The organism is Mesorhizobium loti R88b, assembly GCF_013170845.1.
In the GTDB taxonomy this organism is placed as follows: Bacteria; Pseudomonadota; Alphaproteobacteria; order Rhizobiales; family Rhizobiaceae; genus Mesorhizobium; species Mesorhizobium loti_B.
Map to the genome: position 1 here is coordinate 6,363,278 of NZ_CP033367.1, position 15,463 is coordinate 6,378,740.

Sequence of the window (15,463 nt, forward strand, 5' to 3'; positions counted from 1 at the left end):
CCCTACTCCGCAGCGATCAGGCTCTCTTCCCGAATGCCGTCCGGCTTCGGCCCGCCATAGGCCCAGTCGAGCAACTTGATCGTATGCACAACTGGCAGTTTCGCGGCCGAAGCGATCTGGGTGATGCAGCCGATGTTGCCGGTGGCGACGATCGAAGCGCCTGTCGCTTCGATGTTCTTCACCTTGCGATCGCGCAGCTTGGCCGAAATCTCCGACTGCAGGATGTTGTAGGTGCCGGCCGAGCCGCAGCAGAGATGGCCCTCGCGCGGCTCGCGCACGATGAAGCCGGCCTTGGCCAGCAGTTCTTTCGGCTGGCGGATGATTTTCTGGCCGTGCTGCATGGAGCAGGCCGAGTGATAGGCAACGATGGTGCCCGGCTTGCGCACCGGCTCGGGCATGTCAAAAGCGGCCAGATATTCGGTGATGTCCTTGGCCAGCGCCGAGACGCGGGCGGCCTTATCGGCATAGGCCGGATCGAGCCGCAACATGAAGCCATAATCCTTGATCGTCGTGCCGCAGCCGGATGCGGTGATGATGATGGCATCGAGGCCACCCTGGTCGATGGCGCGCGTCCAGGCATCGACATTCTGTCTGGCAGAGGCAAGTGCGGCCCCTTCCCGCCCCATATGATGGACCAGCGCGCCGCAGCAGCCCTCGCCCGGCGGCACCACGACCTCGACGCCCAGGCGCGTGAGCAGCGAGATGGTCGTGTCGTTGATGGCGGGATCGAGCACCGATTGCGCGCAGCCGGTGAGGATGGCGACGCGGCCCTTTTTCGTCCCCTGCCCGGCATGGACGCCCGGCGAGGCCATCGGCGAGGTTGCGGGGATCGAGGCCGGCGCCAGCTTGAGCATCGCGCCAAGCGGCCTCAACGCCGTGACTTTCTCGAACAGGCCGATGAACGGCTTGCCCAATTTCGCCAGTTTGAGAGCGGCGCGAAAGCGCGAGGGATAGGGCAGCACGAAAGCCAGCATGGCGCGGGTCAGGCGGTCGGGCAGCGGCCGTCTGTAGGTCTCGTGGATATGGGCACGGGCATGGTCGACCAGATGCATGTAGTTGACGCCCGAGGGGCAGGTGGTCATGCAGGCGAGGCACGACAGGCAGCGGTCGATATGGGTGACGATTTCCTTGTCGGCGGGACGGCCGTTTTCCAGCATGTCCTTGATCAGGTAGATGCGCCCACGCGGTGAATCCAACTCGTTGCCCAATGTCACATAGGTCGGGCAGGTGGCCGTGCAGAAGCCGCAATGCACGCATTTGCGCAGGATCTTTTCCGATTCCGCGACATGCGGATCGGCAAGCTGGGCGGATGAGAAATTGGTCTGCATCAGATTCTCTTGTTAGTCATTAGGACTACATAGGCATCACATCCAAGAAATAATCCCTCGTCGAAATCCATAGGATTTTTCAATCTCTGCATTCTAAAATCAGATCTAATATTTACCTTAGGATATTTTTCTTCTATCTTTGAACAAACCTCTGAGAGAATTTCTTTTGGCTGCTTTCGTGTGGATTCCCAAACCGGGCGCATTCCGGCGATGGCTCCCCACCGTAAGGAACCTCCGTGTTGGCTGCCGTGGCGTTTTATCAGATCGCACACGCGCTCAATGTCGGTTTCCGCCTGAGCGAAACCAAAATAACGCTTTACCTCGACCATCCCCAGCGGACAGCCGTCGCGAGACCAAAATGTTACGTCTACGCGCTCATTTTCGGTATATCGTTGGTTAGATTTGCCTCTTTTTTCACTGCCCGACTCATCACTCACATGATGGAATGGCGATTCCAATGTCACCATGTATTGTCCATAGGAAAAAGAATTCAGAGGTATATTTCCTTTAATACTATTCGATCTAATCCATAATTCTTTAGCTATCGTTGACGAAATTAGAGATTCGACCCCATTGTCCAAGACAGATGCATTTCCTGACATAGTCAAATACTGATCATTGGCTAAGTGGACAGCGCCCAATATCACATCAAGTGTATCGTCAAGGGTCAGCAAATTCATCTCCAAATCAAACGCTTATTCTCTATGCGAAATGAATCTCCGCCACGCGTGACGATCCTAACTTTGGCGTTTTCCTACCGGTCGGACCTTGATTGACGTTCGCGCAGCAGCTCCACTGCTAGGTGCCTGTCTTAGAGTCAACGCCCAACGCCATGCGGCCGGGATTGAGGATGTTCTTCGGGTCGAATTCCTGCTTCAGCCGCTGGCTGAGCGCGGCCAGCGCCGGCTGCTGCGGCTCGAACACCGGCAGGGCGGCGCGATGGGCGGGCGCGGCGCGCACCAGCGTCGCATGGCCACCGCCATGTTTTCGCAAGAGGCCGCGCAGCAAAGCGGCTTCCGGATCGCCCTCTTCCATGCGCAGCCACACCAATCCACCCTGCCAGTCATAGAAGGCGCTGACGGCGGCCTGCATGCGCAAGGTCAGGACCATCTGATGACCCTGGGAAGGGGTCATCGACACGCGCCAGACCGGTTTCTCGGTGCCGTCGGCGAAGGGCCTGATATCGCGCACATCGCGCCAGATCAGTTTCGAAGTTTCGCCAGAAATTTCCTCCAGCGGTCCGGCCTTGCCGAGCAGCGTTTTCAATGCCGCGATGCGATAGGCGACCGACGGGCCAAAACCTTCAACGCGCAGCAAAGTGGCGGCGTCACTGCCGAGCGCGCCGTCGGCGACACGCGCGGCAATGCGCTCCGGCAGATGGGCGGCACTCGACACTTCGGCACTGGAGCCAAGTGCCAGCGCCATGGCAGCGGCGGCCGCATCGTCAAGCAGCCCGCGGATGGCCAGCGTCACCTCGGTTTCAGCGGCTGGCAGCACCTTGAAGGTAACGTCGGTGAACACGGCCAGTGTGCCCCAGCTGTTGGCCATCAGCTTCGACATGTCGTAGCCGGTGACGTTCTTGACCACGCGGCCGCCGGACTTGAAGGCCTCGCCCCGGCCGGACACGACATTGATGCCGAGGATATGATCGCGCGCCGCACCCGCCTTCAACCGGCGCGGACCAGACAGGTTGGCGCCAAGCACACCACCGATCGTGCCTTTGCCCGGCTCGCCGCCGAGCAGCGGGCCGTAATCCATCGGCTCGAAGGCGAGTTGCTGGCCGTTTTCCGCCAGCAGCTTCTCGATCTCGGCCAAGGGCGTGCCGGCCTTTGCCGACAGCACCAGTTCGGCGGGCTCATAAAGGGTTACGCCGGTGAGTTTCGACAGGTCGAGCGTGTGTTCCGTCTGCAGCGGACGGCCGATGCCGCGCTTGGAGCCGTGACCAAGGATTTCGAGCGGCGCCTCTTCCGCCACCGCCCAGGCGACGGAGGACAGGACTTCGGATGAGGTGGTGGGTGTGAAAGTCGTCATTGGTGTGACATGCCACTTGCAAGTGCAGAGACGTCGAGTTCCTTCACAAGCGCCAACTTAGCCACTCAAAACCTCGGAATGTCGGGAAACGCCACCTGCCCCCGATGCACATGCATGCGCCCAAGCTCGGCGCATCGGCGCAGTTGCGGGAACACTTTTCCCGGATTGAGCAGATGGTTGGGGTCGAAGGCGCATTTGACGCGCATTTGCTGGTCGAGGTCGACCTGGTTGAACATTTCCGGCATCAGGTCGCGCTTCTCGACCCCAACCCCATGTTCGCCTGTCAGCACGCCGCCGACCTTGACGCAGAGCCGCAAAATGTCAGCGCCGAAACTTTCGGCCTTGTCGAGTTCGCCCGGTACATTGGCATCGTAGAGGATCAGCGGGTGCAGATTGCCGTCGCCGGCGTGAAAGACATTGGCGACACCCAAACCATATTTCTCCGAAAGCTCGCGCATGCCGGCCAGCACGCGCGGCAATTCCTTGCGCGGGATGGTGCCGTCCATGCAGTAATAGTCGGGCGAGATGCGGCCCACCGCCGGAAAGGCCGCCTTGCGGCCGGCCCAGAAACTCAGCCGCTCCTGCTCGGACTGCGAAATGCGACAGGTGGTCGAGCCGTTGCGGATGGCGATCGCCTCGACAGCGGTGATGAGATGATCGACCTCGACGCCCGGCCCGTCGAGTTCGACGATCAGCAGTGCCTCGACATCGAGGGGATAGCCGGCATGGACGAAATCCTCGGCCGCGTGGATCGCCGGCCGGTCCATCATTTCCATGCCGCCCGGAATGATGCCGGCGCCGATGATGTCGGCGACGCACTGGCCGCCCTGCTCGCTGGTCGGAAAGCCGATCAGCAGGGCGCGCGCCGTTTCCGGCTTCTTGAGGATGCGGACGGTGACCTCGGTGACGACGCCGAGCAGGCCTTCCGAACCGGTCATGACGCCGAGCAGATCGCAGCCTTCGGCGTCGAGATGACTGCCGCCGAGCCGCACCACCTCGCCGTTCATCAGCACCATCTCGATGCCAAGCACATTGTTGGCGGTGAGGCCGTATTTCAGGCAGTGCACGCCGCCGGAATTTTCCGCGACATTGCCGCCGATCGAGCAGGCGATCTGGGAGGATGGATCGGGGGCGTAATAAAAGCCCTCCTGCTCGACGGCTGACGTGATGCCGAGATTGGTCACGCCTGGCTGGGCAACGACGATGCGATTGGGGAAGTCGATCGTCAGAATGCGGTTGAAACGGCTCATGACCAGCAGCACCGCGTCCTCGAGCGGCAGCGCGCCGCCCGACAGCGATGTACCGGAGCCGCGCGGCACGACGCGGATGTTGCGGTCGTTGCAGTATTTCAGCACGCGGGAAACCTGCGCCACCGTCTGCGGCAGCACGACGACCAGCGGCAGTTGCCGGTAGGCGGTCAGCCCATCACTCTCGAAGGCGCGCATCTGGTTGGTCGCGTCGACGACACCCTCGCCCGGCACGATGATGCGCATGTCGGCGACAATCTCGTCGCGCCGGCGCAGCGTGGCGTCGTCTGGTTTCGGCATGGCCAAGCCGGACATCAGCAGCCTCATTTTGCTTTACTGGTCAAAATCTTTTACCAGTGAGGCGCATTCTTTGCAAACGCTACGGCGATGCGACCTCCGGCTTCAAGGTCGGGACAAGCTTCCGCAGCGGCAATCTGCCGCTATTCGCCCTGATGCTTCGCCGGTTCGGAATGCAACCGGCGCACGCGGCGCACGCCCCACCAGACCAGCAGGATGGCGACCGGCACGGAGGCGGCGGTGACGACTTCCGGCGCGAAGGCATGGCCGAAGATCGAGGCGCCCTTGGCGACATAGCCGATGAGGCCGACGACATAATAGGAGACGGCGGCGACCGAAAGACCCTCGACCGTCTGCTGCAGCCGCAGTTGCAGGCGGGCGCGGTTGTTCATCGAGGCGAGCAGGTCGCGGTTCTGCTTCTCGACCTCGACATCGACCCAGGTGCGCAACAGCGTCGTGGCCCGGGTCAGTTTGCGCGACAGATTGGCCTGGCGCTCTTCGACCGAGCGGCAGGTGCGCATGGCCGGTGCAACGCGGCGCTGCAAGAACCCGCCCCAGGTGTCGTAGCCGGGTACAGCCTCTTCCTCCAGCGCTTCCAGCCGCTCCACGACGATGCCGTCATAGGCGCGGCTGGCGCCGAAACGGTAGAGGCTGGAGGCGGCATCCGCTTCCAGTTCGGCGGCAAGCTCGGTCAGGTCGGCGAGCAGCGTCTGGCTGTCGCGGGTCTCTGCGACCTTCATTTCCAGCGTGGTCTGCGCCAGCCTGTCCTCGATGCGGCGAGCGCGGCCTGACAAGGTCAGCGCCAGCGGCAGGCCGAGCATGGCGAGCGTGCGATAGGTTTCGATGTCGATCAGCCGCTGCGACAACGCCCCGGTACGTGCCGGCGTCAGGCCGCGATCAAGCACCAGCATCCGCGTCATGCCGTCGCCGTCCTGGCGGAAATCGGTGACGATGGCCGCGTTGCCGCGCTCGACCAGCGAGTAGCACAGGCTGGTCGGGTCGAAAGCCGCGATCAGCCGCTCGCTTGTCTGCGTCCACTTGCGGATTTCGAGCCGAATGCCGGAGATGACGGTACCCGGCGGGCAAAACCCGTTGCCGAAGGGCGAATCCTCCTGCGTCCGGCCGCTTTCGGAAAGCGGGCCTTCCCACAGATAGGTCGAGAACTCGGTATGCCGCTCCCAGCGCAGCGAGCCCTTGCCCCATTTCATGGCATGGTGACGCGCCTGGCGGTCGGGCGCGGCGATGCCGAGGCGCCGCGACAGTTCCGAAAGCACCGCATGGTCGACGCCGGAGCCGCCTTCGGTCATGAAGGCGATCTGCACCAGCACGCGCGGCTTCTCGATCAGCGGATGCGGCCTTGCATGGACCTCACCCAGCGCACCAGGGCGGCCCTCATGCGCGGGAAAACCCATGACGCTGCCCTTGGCACGCGGCTGGAATTCGAGATTGGACGGGTCGTCTGACACGGCTTGTCCCCCGGGCTTCTTTGAACCCTCTTTCTCTTTGACCTTTGGCGTTCGCGTCCCTCTAGAGCCAATATCCAGATGACGCAAACAGCAAGTTTAGCCGAAGATGATATTGCGCCGGGCGGCAAAACCGACCCGCTTCGAGCAATTGGATAAATAATTTGACCAGTTGGCGACGCGGGCTTTATCCTGCGCGACACCGGTTCACTGTCCAGGCAAGCTGTTGAGCGATATTTTTTCCAGGATCGAGCATTCGCGCACCGCCGACGAGGTGGTGCAGCAGATCGAGAGCCTCATCCTCGAAGGCGTGCTGCGCACCGGCGACCGATTGCCGGGCGAGCGTGAGCTCGCACGCCAGTTTGACGTGTCACGGCCGATTCTGCGCGACGCGCTGAAGGCCCTGGAGGGGCGTGGGCTGCTGTCGACCAAGGCCGGCGGCGGCACCCATGTCGCCGACATTATCGGCCAGCTGTTCACCAAGCCGGTGGCGGATCTGATCTCGACGCATCGCAAGGCGGTGGCCGACTATCTGGAGTATCGCCGCGAGATCGAAGGCGTAGCCGCCGAATATGCGGCGCGGCGTGCCACGCCGGAGGACCTGGCGCTGCTCGACCGCATCATGGCGCGCATGGACGATGCGCATCGCACCGGCGATTTCGACGACGAAGCCGAGATCGACGTCGAATTCCATCACGCGATCTGCGAATGCGCGCACAACATCCTGCTCCTCCACACGCTGCGCTCATGCTACCGGCTTTTGTCGGAAGGCGTGTTCCAGAACCGGCTCCTGGTGTTCACCGTGCCCGGCGCGCGCGAAGCGCTGCTGGCGCAACACAAGGCTATCCATGCTGGGGTCAAGGCCGGCGATCCCGCCGCTGCCCGGCAAGCGGCGATGGACCATATGATCTATGTCGAGCGGTCGATGGCCGAAGCCGAGCGCAGCGGCGACTGGCAACGCGTGTCGCGGCTGAGGTTGCGGCAGCGTTCGGAAGCCGGTGACACCGAACCAGCACGCAGACGCTCCTAGAGCCGGATAGAGCATGATGTCATCCGAAAACCGCTTCACACTTTTCGGCATCATGCTCTAATTATTTCGATCAAGCGGGGACCACCATGAGCGAAATTCTCACCATCGCAGACCTCAAGGATCTCGCCCGCCGGCGCGTGCCCAAGATGTTCTTCGACTATGCCGATTCCGGCGCCTGGACCGAGAGCACGTATCGGGCCAACGAGGAAGACTTCCAGAAGATCAAGTTCCGCCAGCGCGTGTTGGTCGACATGAGCAACCGCTCGCTGGAATCGACCATGATCGGCCAGAAAGTGTCGATGCCGGTGGCGCTGGCGCCGACCGGCCTGACCGGCATGCAGCACGCCGATGGCGAGATGTTGGCGGCGCAGGCGGCCGAGGAGTTCGGCGTGCCTTTCACCCTGTCGACGATGAGCATCTGCTCGATCGAGGATGTCGCCTCGGCGACGACGAAGCCTTTCTGGTTCCAGCTCTATGTGCTGCGCGACAAGGATTTCGTGCTCAATCTGATCGACCGGGCGAAAGCGGCGAAATGCTCGGCTCTGGTGCTGACGCTCGACCTGCAGATCCTCGGCCAGCGTCACAAAGATGTCCGCAACGGGCTTTCGGCGCCGCCCAAGATGACGCTGGCCAACATCATCGACCTGGCCAGCAAGCCGCGCTGGTGCCTGGGCATTGCCGGCACCAAGCGCCGCACCTTCCGCAACATTGTCGGCCACGCCAAGGGCGTTGGCGACGTCTCGTCGCTGGGTTCATGGACGACGGAGCAGTTCGACCCGCAACTCTCGTGGAAAGATGTCGCCTGGATCAAGGAGCGCTGGGGCGGCAAGCTGATCCTGAAAGGCATCCTCGACAAGGAGGATGCGCTGATGGCGGTCAAGACCGGCGCCGATGCGATCGTGGTTTCCAACCATGGCGGGCGCCAGCTCGATGGCGCATCGTCCTCGATCATGGCGCTGGAAGAGATCGCGGACGCGGTCGGCGACCAGATCGAGGTGCACATGGACGGCGGCATCCGCTCCGGCCAGGACGTGCTGAAGGCGCTCTGCCTCGGCGCCAAGGGCACCTATATCGGCCGGCCATTCCTCTACGGCCTCGGCGCGCTCGGCAAGGAAGGGGTTACCAAAGCGTTGGAAATCATCCGCAAGGAGATGGACATCACGCTGGCGCTGTGCGGAAAGCGTCTGGTCACCGACATGGGCAAGGATCAGCTCCGGCGCTAAGTCCGTGACATCAGACCACGGAGACCACGATACGTTGGCTGAACCCGGCATCCATTTTCTCGACGCGAACGGCCCGGACGGCATGCGCCTCTATGCGATCGGCGACGTGCATGGCCGGCTCGACCTGCTGGCCGCCATGCACCAGCGGATCGACAGCGAGCTGGAATGGAAACCGGCTCGCGACTGGCGGGTGATCCACCTCGGCGACTATGTCGACCGCGGGCCGGACTCCAAGGGCGTCATCGATTTTCTGATCGAGGCGCGAGAACGCGACCCGCGCAATCTGATGCTCGCCGGCAACCACGACATCGGCTTTCTCGACTTTCTGAGAACTCCCGACCCGGAAGGGCTTTTCATGCGCTATGGCGGTGTCCAGACGGCGCTGTCCTATGGTGTATCCCTGACTGCGGACGGCAGCTGGTTTGGCAAGACGGAGACGATGAGACGAGGTCATGCGGCCCTGGTTGAAGCCGTGCCGCAAAGCCATGTCGAATTTCTTCGCTCGCTGCCGTTCTCGTTGACCTTCGGCGACTTCTTCTTCTGCCATGCCGGCATCAGGCCGGGCATTCCGCTGGAGAAGCAGAACCCGCAGGACCTGATCTGGATCCGCGACGTTTTCCACGATCACACCGGGCTGTTCCCGAAGATCGTGGTGCATGGCCACACCCCGGTGCCGGAAGCGGAAGTGATGGCCAACCGCGTCAATGTCGACACGCTTGCCTGGCAATCAGGCATGCTGACCGCGCTCGTCGTGGACGGCGCGGACAAACGCATCCTGGAAATAGCGATAAAGGAAGCTTGAACCTCCGCCGCGTCGCAAGATGCGTCGCGAGCGAGACGGCTTTTAGCGAAGCGAGGCGGTGACGCCGTAGCCGTCGACGGCGTTGTGGTTGTTGGCGGCATCGGCGGAATAGATGCCGAGACCGCACAGCACGATGGCGGACAACATGGCAAAGGACAGAAGCGCTGTTTTCACGGACGTCATCTCTTGTTGAGCTTGCTGCATCTGTGCATCAGGCGGTTACCAATGCGTTGAAACGGAGAATTCGCTTCAAAGTTTCGACGATTTCGCGCTTCTAGGCGCGTTCTGTATCGACGGTGTGTCGCACGGGTCACACAAAAGGTTCATCCCGGTTGCACAGCCAATGCAGAGCGCGCGCCTTCTAGGATGGCGGGCGGACACAAGCCAAGGATGAAAGGGGTTTTCCCCAGCCGGTTTCACGGCTGCGTGCCAATTATGCCACGCGCAGACCTGGAGGCAGGCGCTTAGATCGTGGCTACCCAGGCGCGGGCAATGGCGAGGCCGGCGGCATCGGCGTCGGCGCCGTTGCGGGCCATCTCACCGTCTAGCCTGCCAGCCCAGTCGGGATGGCGCGCGGCGATGGTCGGCGCGAAGGAAGTACTCCAGTCCTTCACCATCGGCCGGTCGGCCTCGAAATGGAACTGGAAACCATAGACGGCGCGACCGACACGAAACGCCTGGTTTTCGGCGACGTCATTGCCGGCGAGCCGCACGGCGTTTTGCGGCAGCACGAATGTGTCGTCGTGCCACTGGAAGATCGGGAATTTTTCCGGCAGTTCGGCCAGCACCGGATCGGCCTTGGCATCCGATGTCAGCGACACACCCTGCCAGCCGAACTCATTGGCGCCGCCGATGCGGTTCTCGCCACCAAAGGCGCGGGCGACGAGCTGGCTGCCGAGACAGATACCGAGCACGGCACGGTCCTTGTCGGCGAAATCACGGGTCAGTTCGAGCAGCGCCGGGAAATAGGGGTATTCGTCGTCGGCCAAAGCGTTCTGGCCACCGCCGAGCACCACCATGGCATCGTGCCCGGCCGCGTCGTCCGGCAGCGGATCGCCCTTGTAGGGCAAGCGCACGTCGAGATCGGCACCGGCTTCCGCAAGGGCGGCACCAACCTGGCCGAGGCCGGTATTGTCGTAGTTCTGGACCACCAGCACCCGCATCGCAAAACCCTGCTGACATGAAAATGACGGGACGAGCGATATCATGCCATCCGTGTCGCAGCCAAGATGCGTACCCCAGGAGAGAACTATGCCACTGCAAAACCGGGTCGATCCGTTCGGTGCCATCCACGCCGTGCCTGAGCGCGGGCTATTCACCGGCAATCGCGGCATCATCCATGACCCAGAGACAAAGACCCTGCTGAAGAAGCGCTGGGCGCTGCAGGCCTGGATCATCTGCGTGTGCCAATTCCGCAATGTGCGGCGCGAGCCGATGGGCCGAAATCGGCCGGGTGGAAGGGCCGGCTGGACCGAATTGTTCTTCCTTGACGAGGTGACGGCGCTAGCGGCGGGGCATCGGCCCTGCTTCTTTTGCCAGCGCGAGCGGGCCAAGGATTTTGTCGGCAACTTCGGCGAGGCCTACGGCATTGCCGAGCCGCGTGCCCCGCAGGTCGACAAAAGGTTGCACAAGGAGCGGCTGGCTTCGGGGGGCAAGCCGTCGAGGGTGACGTTTGACGAACTGATCGATCTGCCGGACGGAGTAATGGTTGCGGATAGCACCAACGCTTATGCCCTGCGTGGCGGCAAGGCACTGCGCTGGGCATTTGCTGGATATGGTGGGCCGATTGATTCTCGGGAGTTAGGCAACAAGATGCTCTATCGAATAACTCCGGCAACCACGGTCGCGATCCTTCGTGAAGGATATATACCGAAATGGTTTTAGAACTAATCCACCCAATTCGCTATTGCATACCAATCATCTTAGCTTGAGTTTTTTTCAATTTCCCATAAGAATCTTCAATCAACTTATTGAACCCTACTGGATAATTGCTGTAGGATACGTTTTCTTTAGAATCAGCTTTCTCCCAGTTTTTCACAGTTATCTTGTAGACCTCAACATGAGCTAAAAATTCCCGAAATTCTGCAGGCATTCCTGATCCGTCAATTAGATGCGCATTTTCAACGATAATTTTTTCGATCTTCAAATTTATAGGCATAAATATCTCTGCCATCCAAAGGCGCCATTGCCCCAATTCTTCATCGCTTGGAGGGGATCCTTCCCAAAGAACGAGCCGTGAGGCCGGCATCTCGAACGAAAAGACGTCCACGCCTGGTCGGAAGCGTCACTCAACGCGAACAACGGCCCATACAAATACTGAATTTGATCACTTATGAATTTTATTTTTGATTTTCTGGAATCTATTATTATATTATTTATATAAGTTGCTATATACCCAAATAATGCTAATATTATTTCTGAAATTAACGTTTGCATATTACGGTCCATTCATCTTTATTTTAATGATGATAAACTATTTGCCACTGTAGTGCAGAAAGCGTTCGTTTCCTAGTCTCCATATGCCTACTTAGGCTTCTTTAATCGGCGGATTTTTGTATCAGAGGTAGTAACGAGGCTATCGCTGGAATGGCGTTTGTATTGCCCTTGACGCCGGCGGCCGGCTCGCCCATTCCTCGGCGATGCGCGCCAATTACAAGATGCAACGCCTGTTCGTGCCCGACGACCTGCGGCCGGATGCCGAGTTCGACGCCGACCAGCAGCAGAGCCATTACCTGCAGCATGTGCTGCGACTTGGCGAGGGTGCCGAGATCTTGCTGTTCAATGGCCGCGACGGCGAATGGTCCGCGGCCATCGCGGCGAAATCGAAGAAAGCGGTCAAGCTCAGGGTGCTGGCGCCGCAGCGGCCGCAGCCGCCGCTGCCCGACCTCATCTATTGTTTCGCCCCGCTGAAGCAGGGGCGGCTCGACTATCTCGTGCAGAAGGCGGTCGAGATGGGCGCCGGTGTCCTGCAGCCGGTGATCACCCAGCATACGCAAGTGGCCAAGCCATCTATCGAGCGCCTGCGCGCCAATGTCGTCGAGGCGGCCGAGCAATGCGGCATCCTGGCGGTGCCCGAGGTTCGTGAGGCGGAAAAGTTCGAGCGCCTGCTGACCGGCTGGGACAAGGAACGACGGCTGGTCTTCTGCGATGAGGATGCCTCAACCAACAATCCGCTGCCTGCCTTGCAAGCGTTAAAAGAAAAGAAGCTCGGGCTGCTGGTCGGGCCCGAGGGCGGCTTCTCCGACGAGGAACGCAAGATGCTGCGCGCCCTGCCCTTCGTGACCGCCATTCCGCTCGGCCCACGCATCCTGCGCGCCGACACGGCGGCCGTGGCGGCACTTGCGGTGATGCAGGCAACTGTCGGAGACTGGTAGGAGGTCATTTGTTGCAAGAGGCGGGCCCGATCGTAGCATTCAATTCCTCTTGACCTGTGGCTCAGGATTTTTCGCTTGATCGGCTACTGCCATTTCGTCCATTTACCGCCGGCGGTGGTCCAGCCGCCTCTGAGGGTACAATAATGGCGCGCGATACTACCGATTTCCGGCCAATTGAAGACTTTGACGAACTCGTCGAGCACCTGGCCGAAGGCAACAAACCGCGCGACAAGTGGCGCATCGGCACCGAACACGAGAAATTTCCCTTCTACGTCGATGGCAACGCTCCGGTGCCCTATGGCGGCGAACGCGGCATCCGCGCCATCCTCGAAGGCATGCAGCACAAGCTCGGCTGGGATCCGATCATGGACGATGGCCGCATCATCGGCCTGGTCGAGCCGACCGGCCAGGGCGCGATTTCGCTGGAGCCCGGCGGCCAGTTCGAGCTGTCCGGCGCGCCGCTGGAGACGATCCACCAGACCTGCCGCGAGGGCAATGCGCATCTGGCGCAGGTGCGCGAGATTGCCGAGCCGATGGGCATCCGTTTCCTTGGCCTTGGCGGCAGCCCGAAATGGTCGTTGGCCGAAACACCGAAAATGCCGAAGTCGCGCTACGAGATCATGACGCGCTACATGCCCAAGGTCGGCACCAAAGGCCTCGACATGATGTATCGCACCTGCACGATCCAGGTGAACCTCGACTTCGAGAGCGAGGCCGACATGCGCCGCAAGATGCAGGTGTCGCTGAAGCTGCAGCCGCTGTCGACGGCGCTGTTCGCCAATTCGCCCTTCACCGAGAGCCACCCGAACGGGCTGCAGAGCTGGCGCGGCGACATCTGGCGCGACACCGACAACCAGCGCTCGGGCCTGCTCGAATTCTGCTTCTCGCCCGATTTCGGTTTTGCCGACTATGTCGAATGGGCGCTCGACGTGCCGATGTATTTCGTCATCCGCGACGGCCGCTATCACGACATGACGCACATCACCTTCCGGCAGTTCATGGCCGGGGCCGCGCGCAATGAAGTGCCGGACGGGCTGCCGACGATGGGCGACTGGGCGAACCATCTCTCGACCCTGTTCCCCGACGTGCGACTGAAGCGGTTCCTGGAAATGCGTGGCGCCGATGGCGGGCCATGGCGGCGCATCTGCGCGTTACCGGCGTTCTGGGTCGGGCTGCTCTATGACGAGGCGGCCCTCGATGCGGCCGAGGCGTTGACCTCGAGCTGGACGTATGAAGAAACGCTGGCGATGCGCAACGCGGTGCCGGAACTCGGCATCTCCGCGCCCTTCCGCAACACGACGCTGCGCGAGATCGCGCGCGACGTCATGGCCATTTCGCGCACGGGGCTGAAAAATCGTGGCCGTAAGAACCGCGATGGCTATGACGAGACCTCATTCCTCAACACCTTGGACGAAGTGGTGGCGCGCGGCACCACCAGCGCCGAGGAGATGCTTTCGGCCTACCACACGCGCTGGGGTGGCTCGATCGAGCCGGTGTTCATGGAATACGCCTATTAGCCGCGAGCCATAGCGAGCGGCAAAAGCCGCTTCAATCGAGCGTTGAAACGAATTAGGCTCTCCTCCGAGGAATTCAGGAGGAGAAGCCGATGCCTACCTTGTTCGACATGCTGACGCAGGCCCAGAACGGCAACGGCATGCAGGCGCTTGCCCAACAATACGGGCTTTCGATGCAGCAGACACAGGCGGCGGTCGCAGCACTGCTGCCCGCCTTTTCGCAAGGGTTGCAACGCAACACCGCCGATCCCTACGGGCTCGGCGCCTTCATGACGGCAATGGCAAGCGGCCAGCACGCCAAATATTTCGAGGACGCGACCCGCGCCTTCTCGCCGCAAGGCGTCGACGAAGGCAACGGCATTCTCGGGCACCTGTTCGGCTCGAAGGACCTGTCGCGCGCCGTGGCCAGCCAGGCGGCGCAAGCAAGCGGCGTCAGCCAGCAGGTCCTGCAGCAGATGCTGCCGGCGATAGCCTCGATGGTGATGGGCGGGCTGTTCAAGCAGACGACAGGTCAGATGCACGCCGCCGGCGGCTTCGGCGGCGGCAACAATCCACTGGGCGAAATCATCGAGCAGATGATGCGGCAAGGCGGCATGCAGGCGCCTGCTCCACAACAGCGCCAGGCGCCGCCTCAGAGCCCGATGGACAACCCGCTCGGCAAGGTCTTGCAGGACATGTTCGGCGGTGGCTCGCCGCAGCCGCAAAGCCAGCCGCAGCCATCCCCCAATCCCTATGGCGACAATCCGTTGGGCAAGGTGCTGCAGGACATGTTTGGTGGCGGTGCGCCGCAGCCGCAAGGCCAGGCTCAACCACAGCCGCAACAGACGCAAAGCCCGTATGGAGACAACCCGCTGGGGAAGATCTTCGAAGAGATGCTTCGTGGCGGCGGCGGCTTCGGCATGCCTGGTGGTCAGCCGGCGCCGCAGCCTCAGGCACCGCGGCAGCCACAGGCCCCGCAGCCACAGGCCCCGCAGCCGCAGACCAATCCGAGCGGCCGGCCGAGGAATCCGTTCGACGATATTTTCGGCAAGATGTTCGAGACCGGCGCCCAGCAGCGTGACGAATACCAGAAGGGCGTGGAAACGATCTTCGATCAGTTCAAGCGCGACATGGACCGGCGGTAGGCGCGCGGCCAACGGTCATTTCCTGGCAAG

The 15,463-nt window shown here is 61.6% G+C and carries 15 protein-coding genes; 7 read left to right on the top strand and 8 right to left on the bottom strand.

From position 1 onward, the window contains the following. Nucleotides 1-2: 2 nt before the first annotated feature. From glcF to EB235_RS30980, 5 genes are all read right to left on the bottom strand, one after another. Nucleotides 3-1,328 (bottom strand): glycolate oxidase subunit GlcF, encoded by a 1,326-nt coding sequence (gene glcF / locus EB235_RS30960; RefSeq protein WP_027033629.1) that lies wholly within the window; start codon nucleotides 1,326-1,328, stop codon nucleotides 3-5. Further along, on the bottom strand, nucleotides 1,328-2,002 hold the full coding sequence (locus EB235_RS30965; protein ID WP_210266774.1) for a hypothetical protein: 675 nt from the start codon (nucleotides 2,000-2,002) through the stop codon (nucleotides 1,328-1,330). The genes glcF and EB235_RS30965 overlap by 1 nt, the downstream gene beginning before the upstream one ends. A gap of 124 nt (nucleotides 2,003-2,126) precedes the next feature. Then, the gene (gene glcE, locus EB235_RS30970) at nucleotides 2,127-3,359 is read right to left on the bottom strand and encodes a glycolate oxidase subunit GlcE (RefSeq protein ID WP_027033628.1); all 1,233 of its coding nucleotides are present in this window, start codon (nucleotides 3,357-3,359) and stop codon (nucleotides 2,127-2,129) included. Between the two features lie 65 nt (nucleotides 3,360-3,424). Further along, nucleotides 3,425-4,921 (bottom strand): FAD-linked oxidase C-terminal domain-containing protein, encoded by a 1,497-nt coding sequence (locus EB235_RS30975; RefSeq protein WP_027033627.1) that lies wholly within the window; start codon nucleotides 4,919-4,921, stop codon nucleotides 3,425-3,427. Between the two features lie 125 nt (nucleotides 4,922-5,046). Continuing rightward, nucleotides 5,047-6,369 (bottom strand): DUF3422 family protein, encoded by a 1,323-nt coding sequence (locus EB235_RS30980; RefSeq protein ID WP_027033626.1) that lies wholly within the window; start codon nucleotides 6,367-6,369, stop codon nucleotides 5,047-5,049. 223 nt (nucleotides 6,370-6,592) lie between these two features. Here EB235_RS30980 and EB235_RS30985 point away from each other — a divergent pair, with 223 nt between their 5' ends. From EB235_RS30985 to EB235_RS30995, 3 genes are all read left to right on the top strand, one after another. Continuing rightward, entirely contained in the window at nucleotides 6,593-7,396 is an 804-nt protein-coding gene (locus EB235_RS30985) for an FCD domain-containing protein (protein ID WP_027033625.1), read from the top strand. An 86-nt stretch (nucleotides 7,397-7,482) separates the two neighbouring features. Then, complete coding sequence (locus EB235_RS30990; protein WP_027033624.1) at nucleotides 7,483-8,619, top strand: alpha-hydroxy acid oxidase; 1,137 nt, start codon at nucleotides 7,483-7,485, stop codon at nucleotides 8,617-8,619. Nucleotides 8,620-8,653: 34 nt separating this feature from the next. Further along, nucleotides 8,654-9,421: a metallophosphoesterase family protein gene (locus EB235_RS30995; protein ID WP_027033623.1), complete on the top strand. Its 768-nt coding sequence runs from the start codon at nucleotides 8,654-8,656 to the stop codon at nucleotides 9,419-9,421. Nucleotides 9,422-9,463: 42 nt separating this feature from the next. Here the strand turns inward: EB235_RS30995 and EB235_RS35150 are convergent, their stop codons facing one another. Then, on the bottom strand, nucleotides 9,464-9,595 hold the full coding sequence (locus tag EB235_RS35150) for a hypothetical protein (protein ID WP_275451200.1): 132 nt from the start codon (nucleotides 9,593-9,595) through the stop codon (nucleotides 9,464-9,466). 290 nt (nucleotides 9,596-9,885) lie between these two features. Further along, nucleotides 9,886-10,584 carry a type 1 glutamine amidotransferase gene (locus EB235_RS31000; protein ID WP_027033622.1) on the bottom strand — a complete coding sequence of 233 codons (699 nt, stop codon included), beginning with the start codon at nucleotides 10,582-10,584 and terminating at the stop codon, nucleotides 9,886-9,888. A gap of 88 nt (nucleotides 10,585-10,672) precedes the next feature. On the opposite strand from EB235_RS31000, the gene EB235_RS31005 reads away from it, so the two are divergent. Next, on the top strand, nucleotides 10,673-11,305 hold the full coding sequence (locus tag EB235_RS31005) for a hypothetical protein (RefSeq protein WP_027033621.1): 633 nt from the start codon (nucleotides 10,673-10,675) through the stop codon (nucleotides 11,303-11,305). Between the two features lie 19 nt (nucleotides 11,306-11,324). Here EB235_RS31005 and EB235_RS31010 read toward each other — a convergent pair whose 3' ends face one another. Further along, nucleotides 11,325-11,594, bottom strand: a complete 270-nt coding sequence (locus EB235_RS31010; RefSeq protein ID WP_027033620.1) for a hypothetical protein — start codon at nucleotides 11,592-11,594, stop codon at nucleotides 11,325-11,327. A 466-nt stretch (nucleotides 11,595-12,060) separates the two neighbouring features. On the opposite strand from EB235_RS31010, the gene EB235_RS31015 reads away from it, so the two are divergent. The 3 genes from EB235_RS31015 (at nucleotide 12,061) to EB235_RS31025 (ending at nucleotide 15,433) form a co-directional block, all read left to right on the top strand. Next, a complete protein-coding gene (locus tag EB235_RS31015) occupies nucleotides 12,061-12,795 on the top strand; it encodes a 16S rRNA (uracil(1498)-N(3))-methyltransferase (RefSeq protein WP_027033619.1) in 735 nt (244 codons plus the stop codon). 143 nt (nucleotides 12,796-12,938) lie between these two features. Beyond that, nucleotides 12,939-14,312, top strand: a complete 1,374-nt coding sequence (locus tag EB235_RS31020) for a glutamate--cysteine ligase (protein WP_027033618.1) — start codon at nucleotides 12,939-12,941, stop codon at nucleotides 14,310-14,312. A gap of 89 nt (nucleotides 14,313-14,401) precedes the next feature. Then, nucleotides 14,402-15,433, top strand: a complete 1,032-nt coding sequence (locus EB235_RS31025) for a DUF937 domain-containing protein (protein ID WP_027033617.1) — start codon at nucleotides 14,402-14,404, stop codon at nucleotides 15,431-15,433. Nucleotides 15,434-15,463 lie beyond the last annotated feature (30 nt).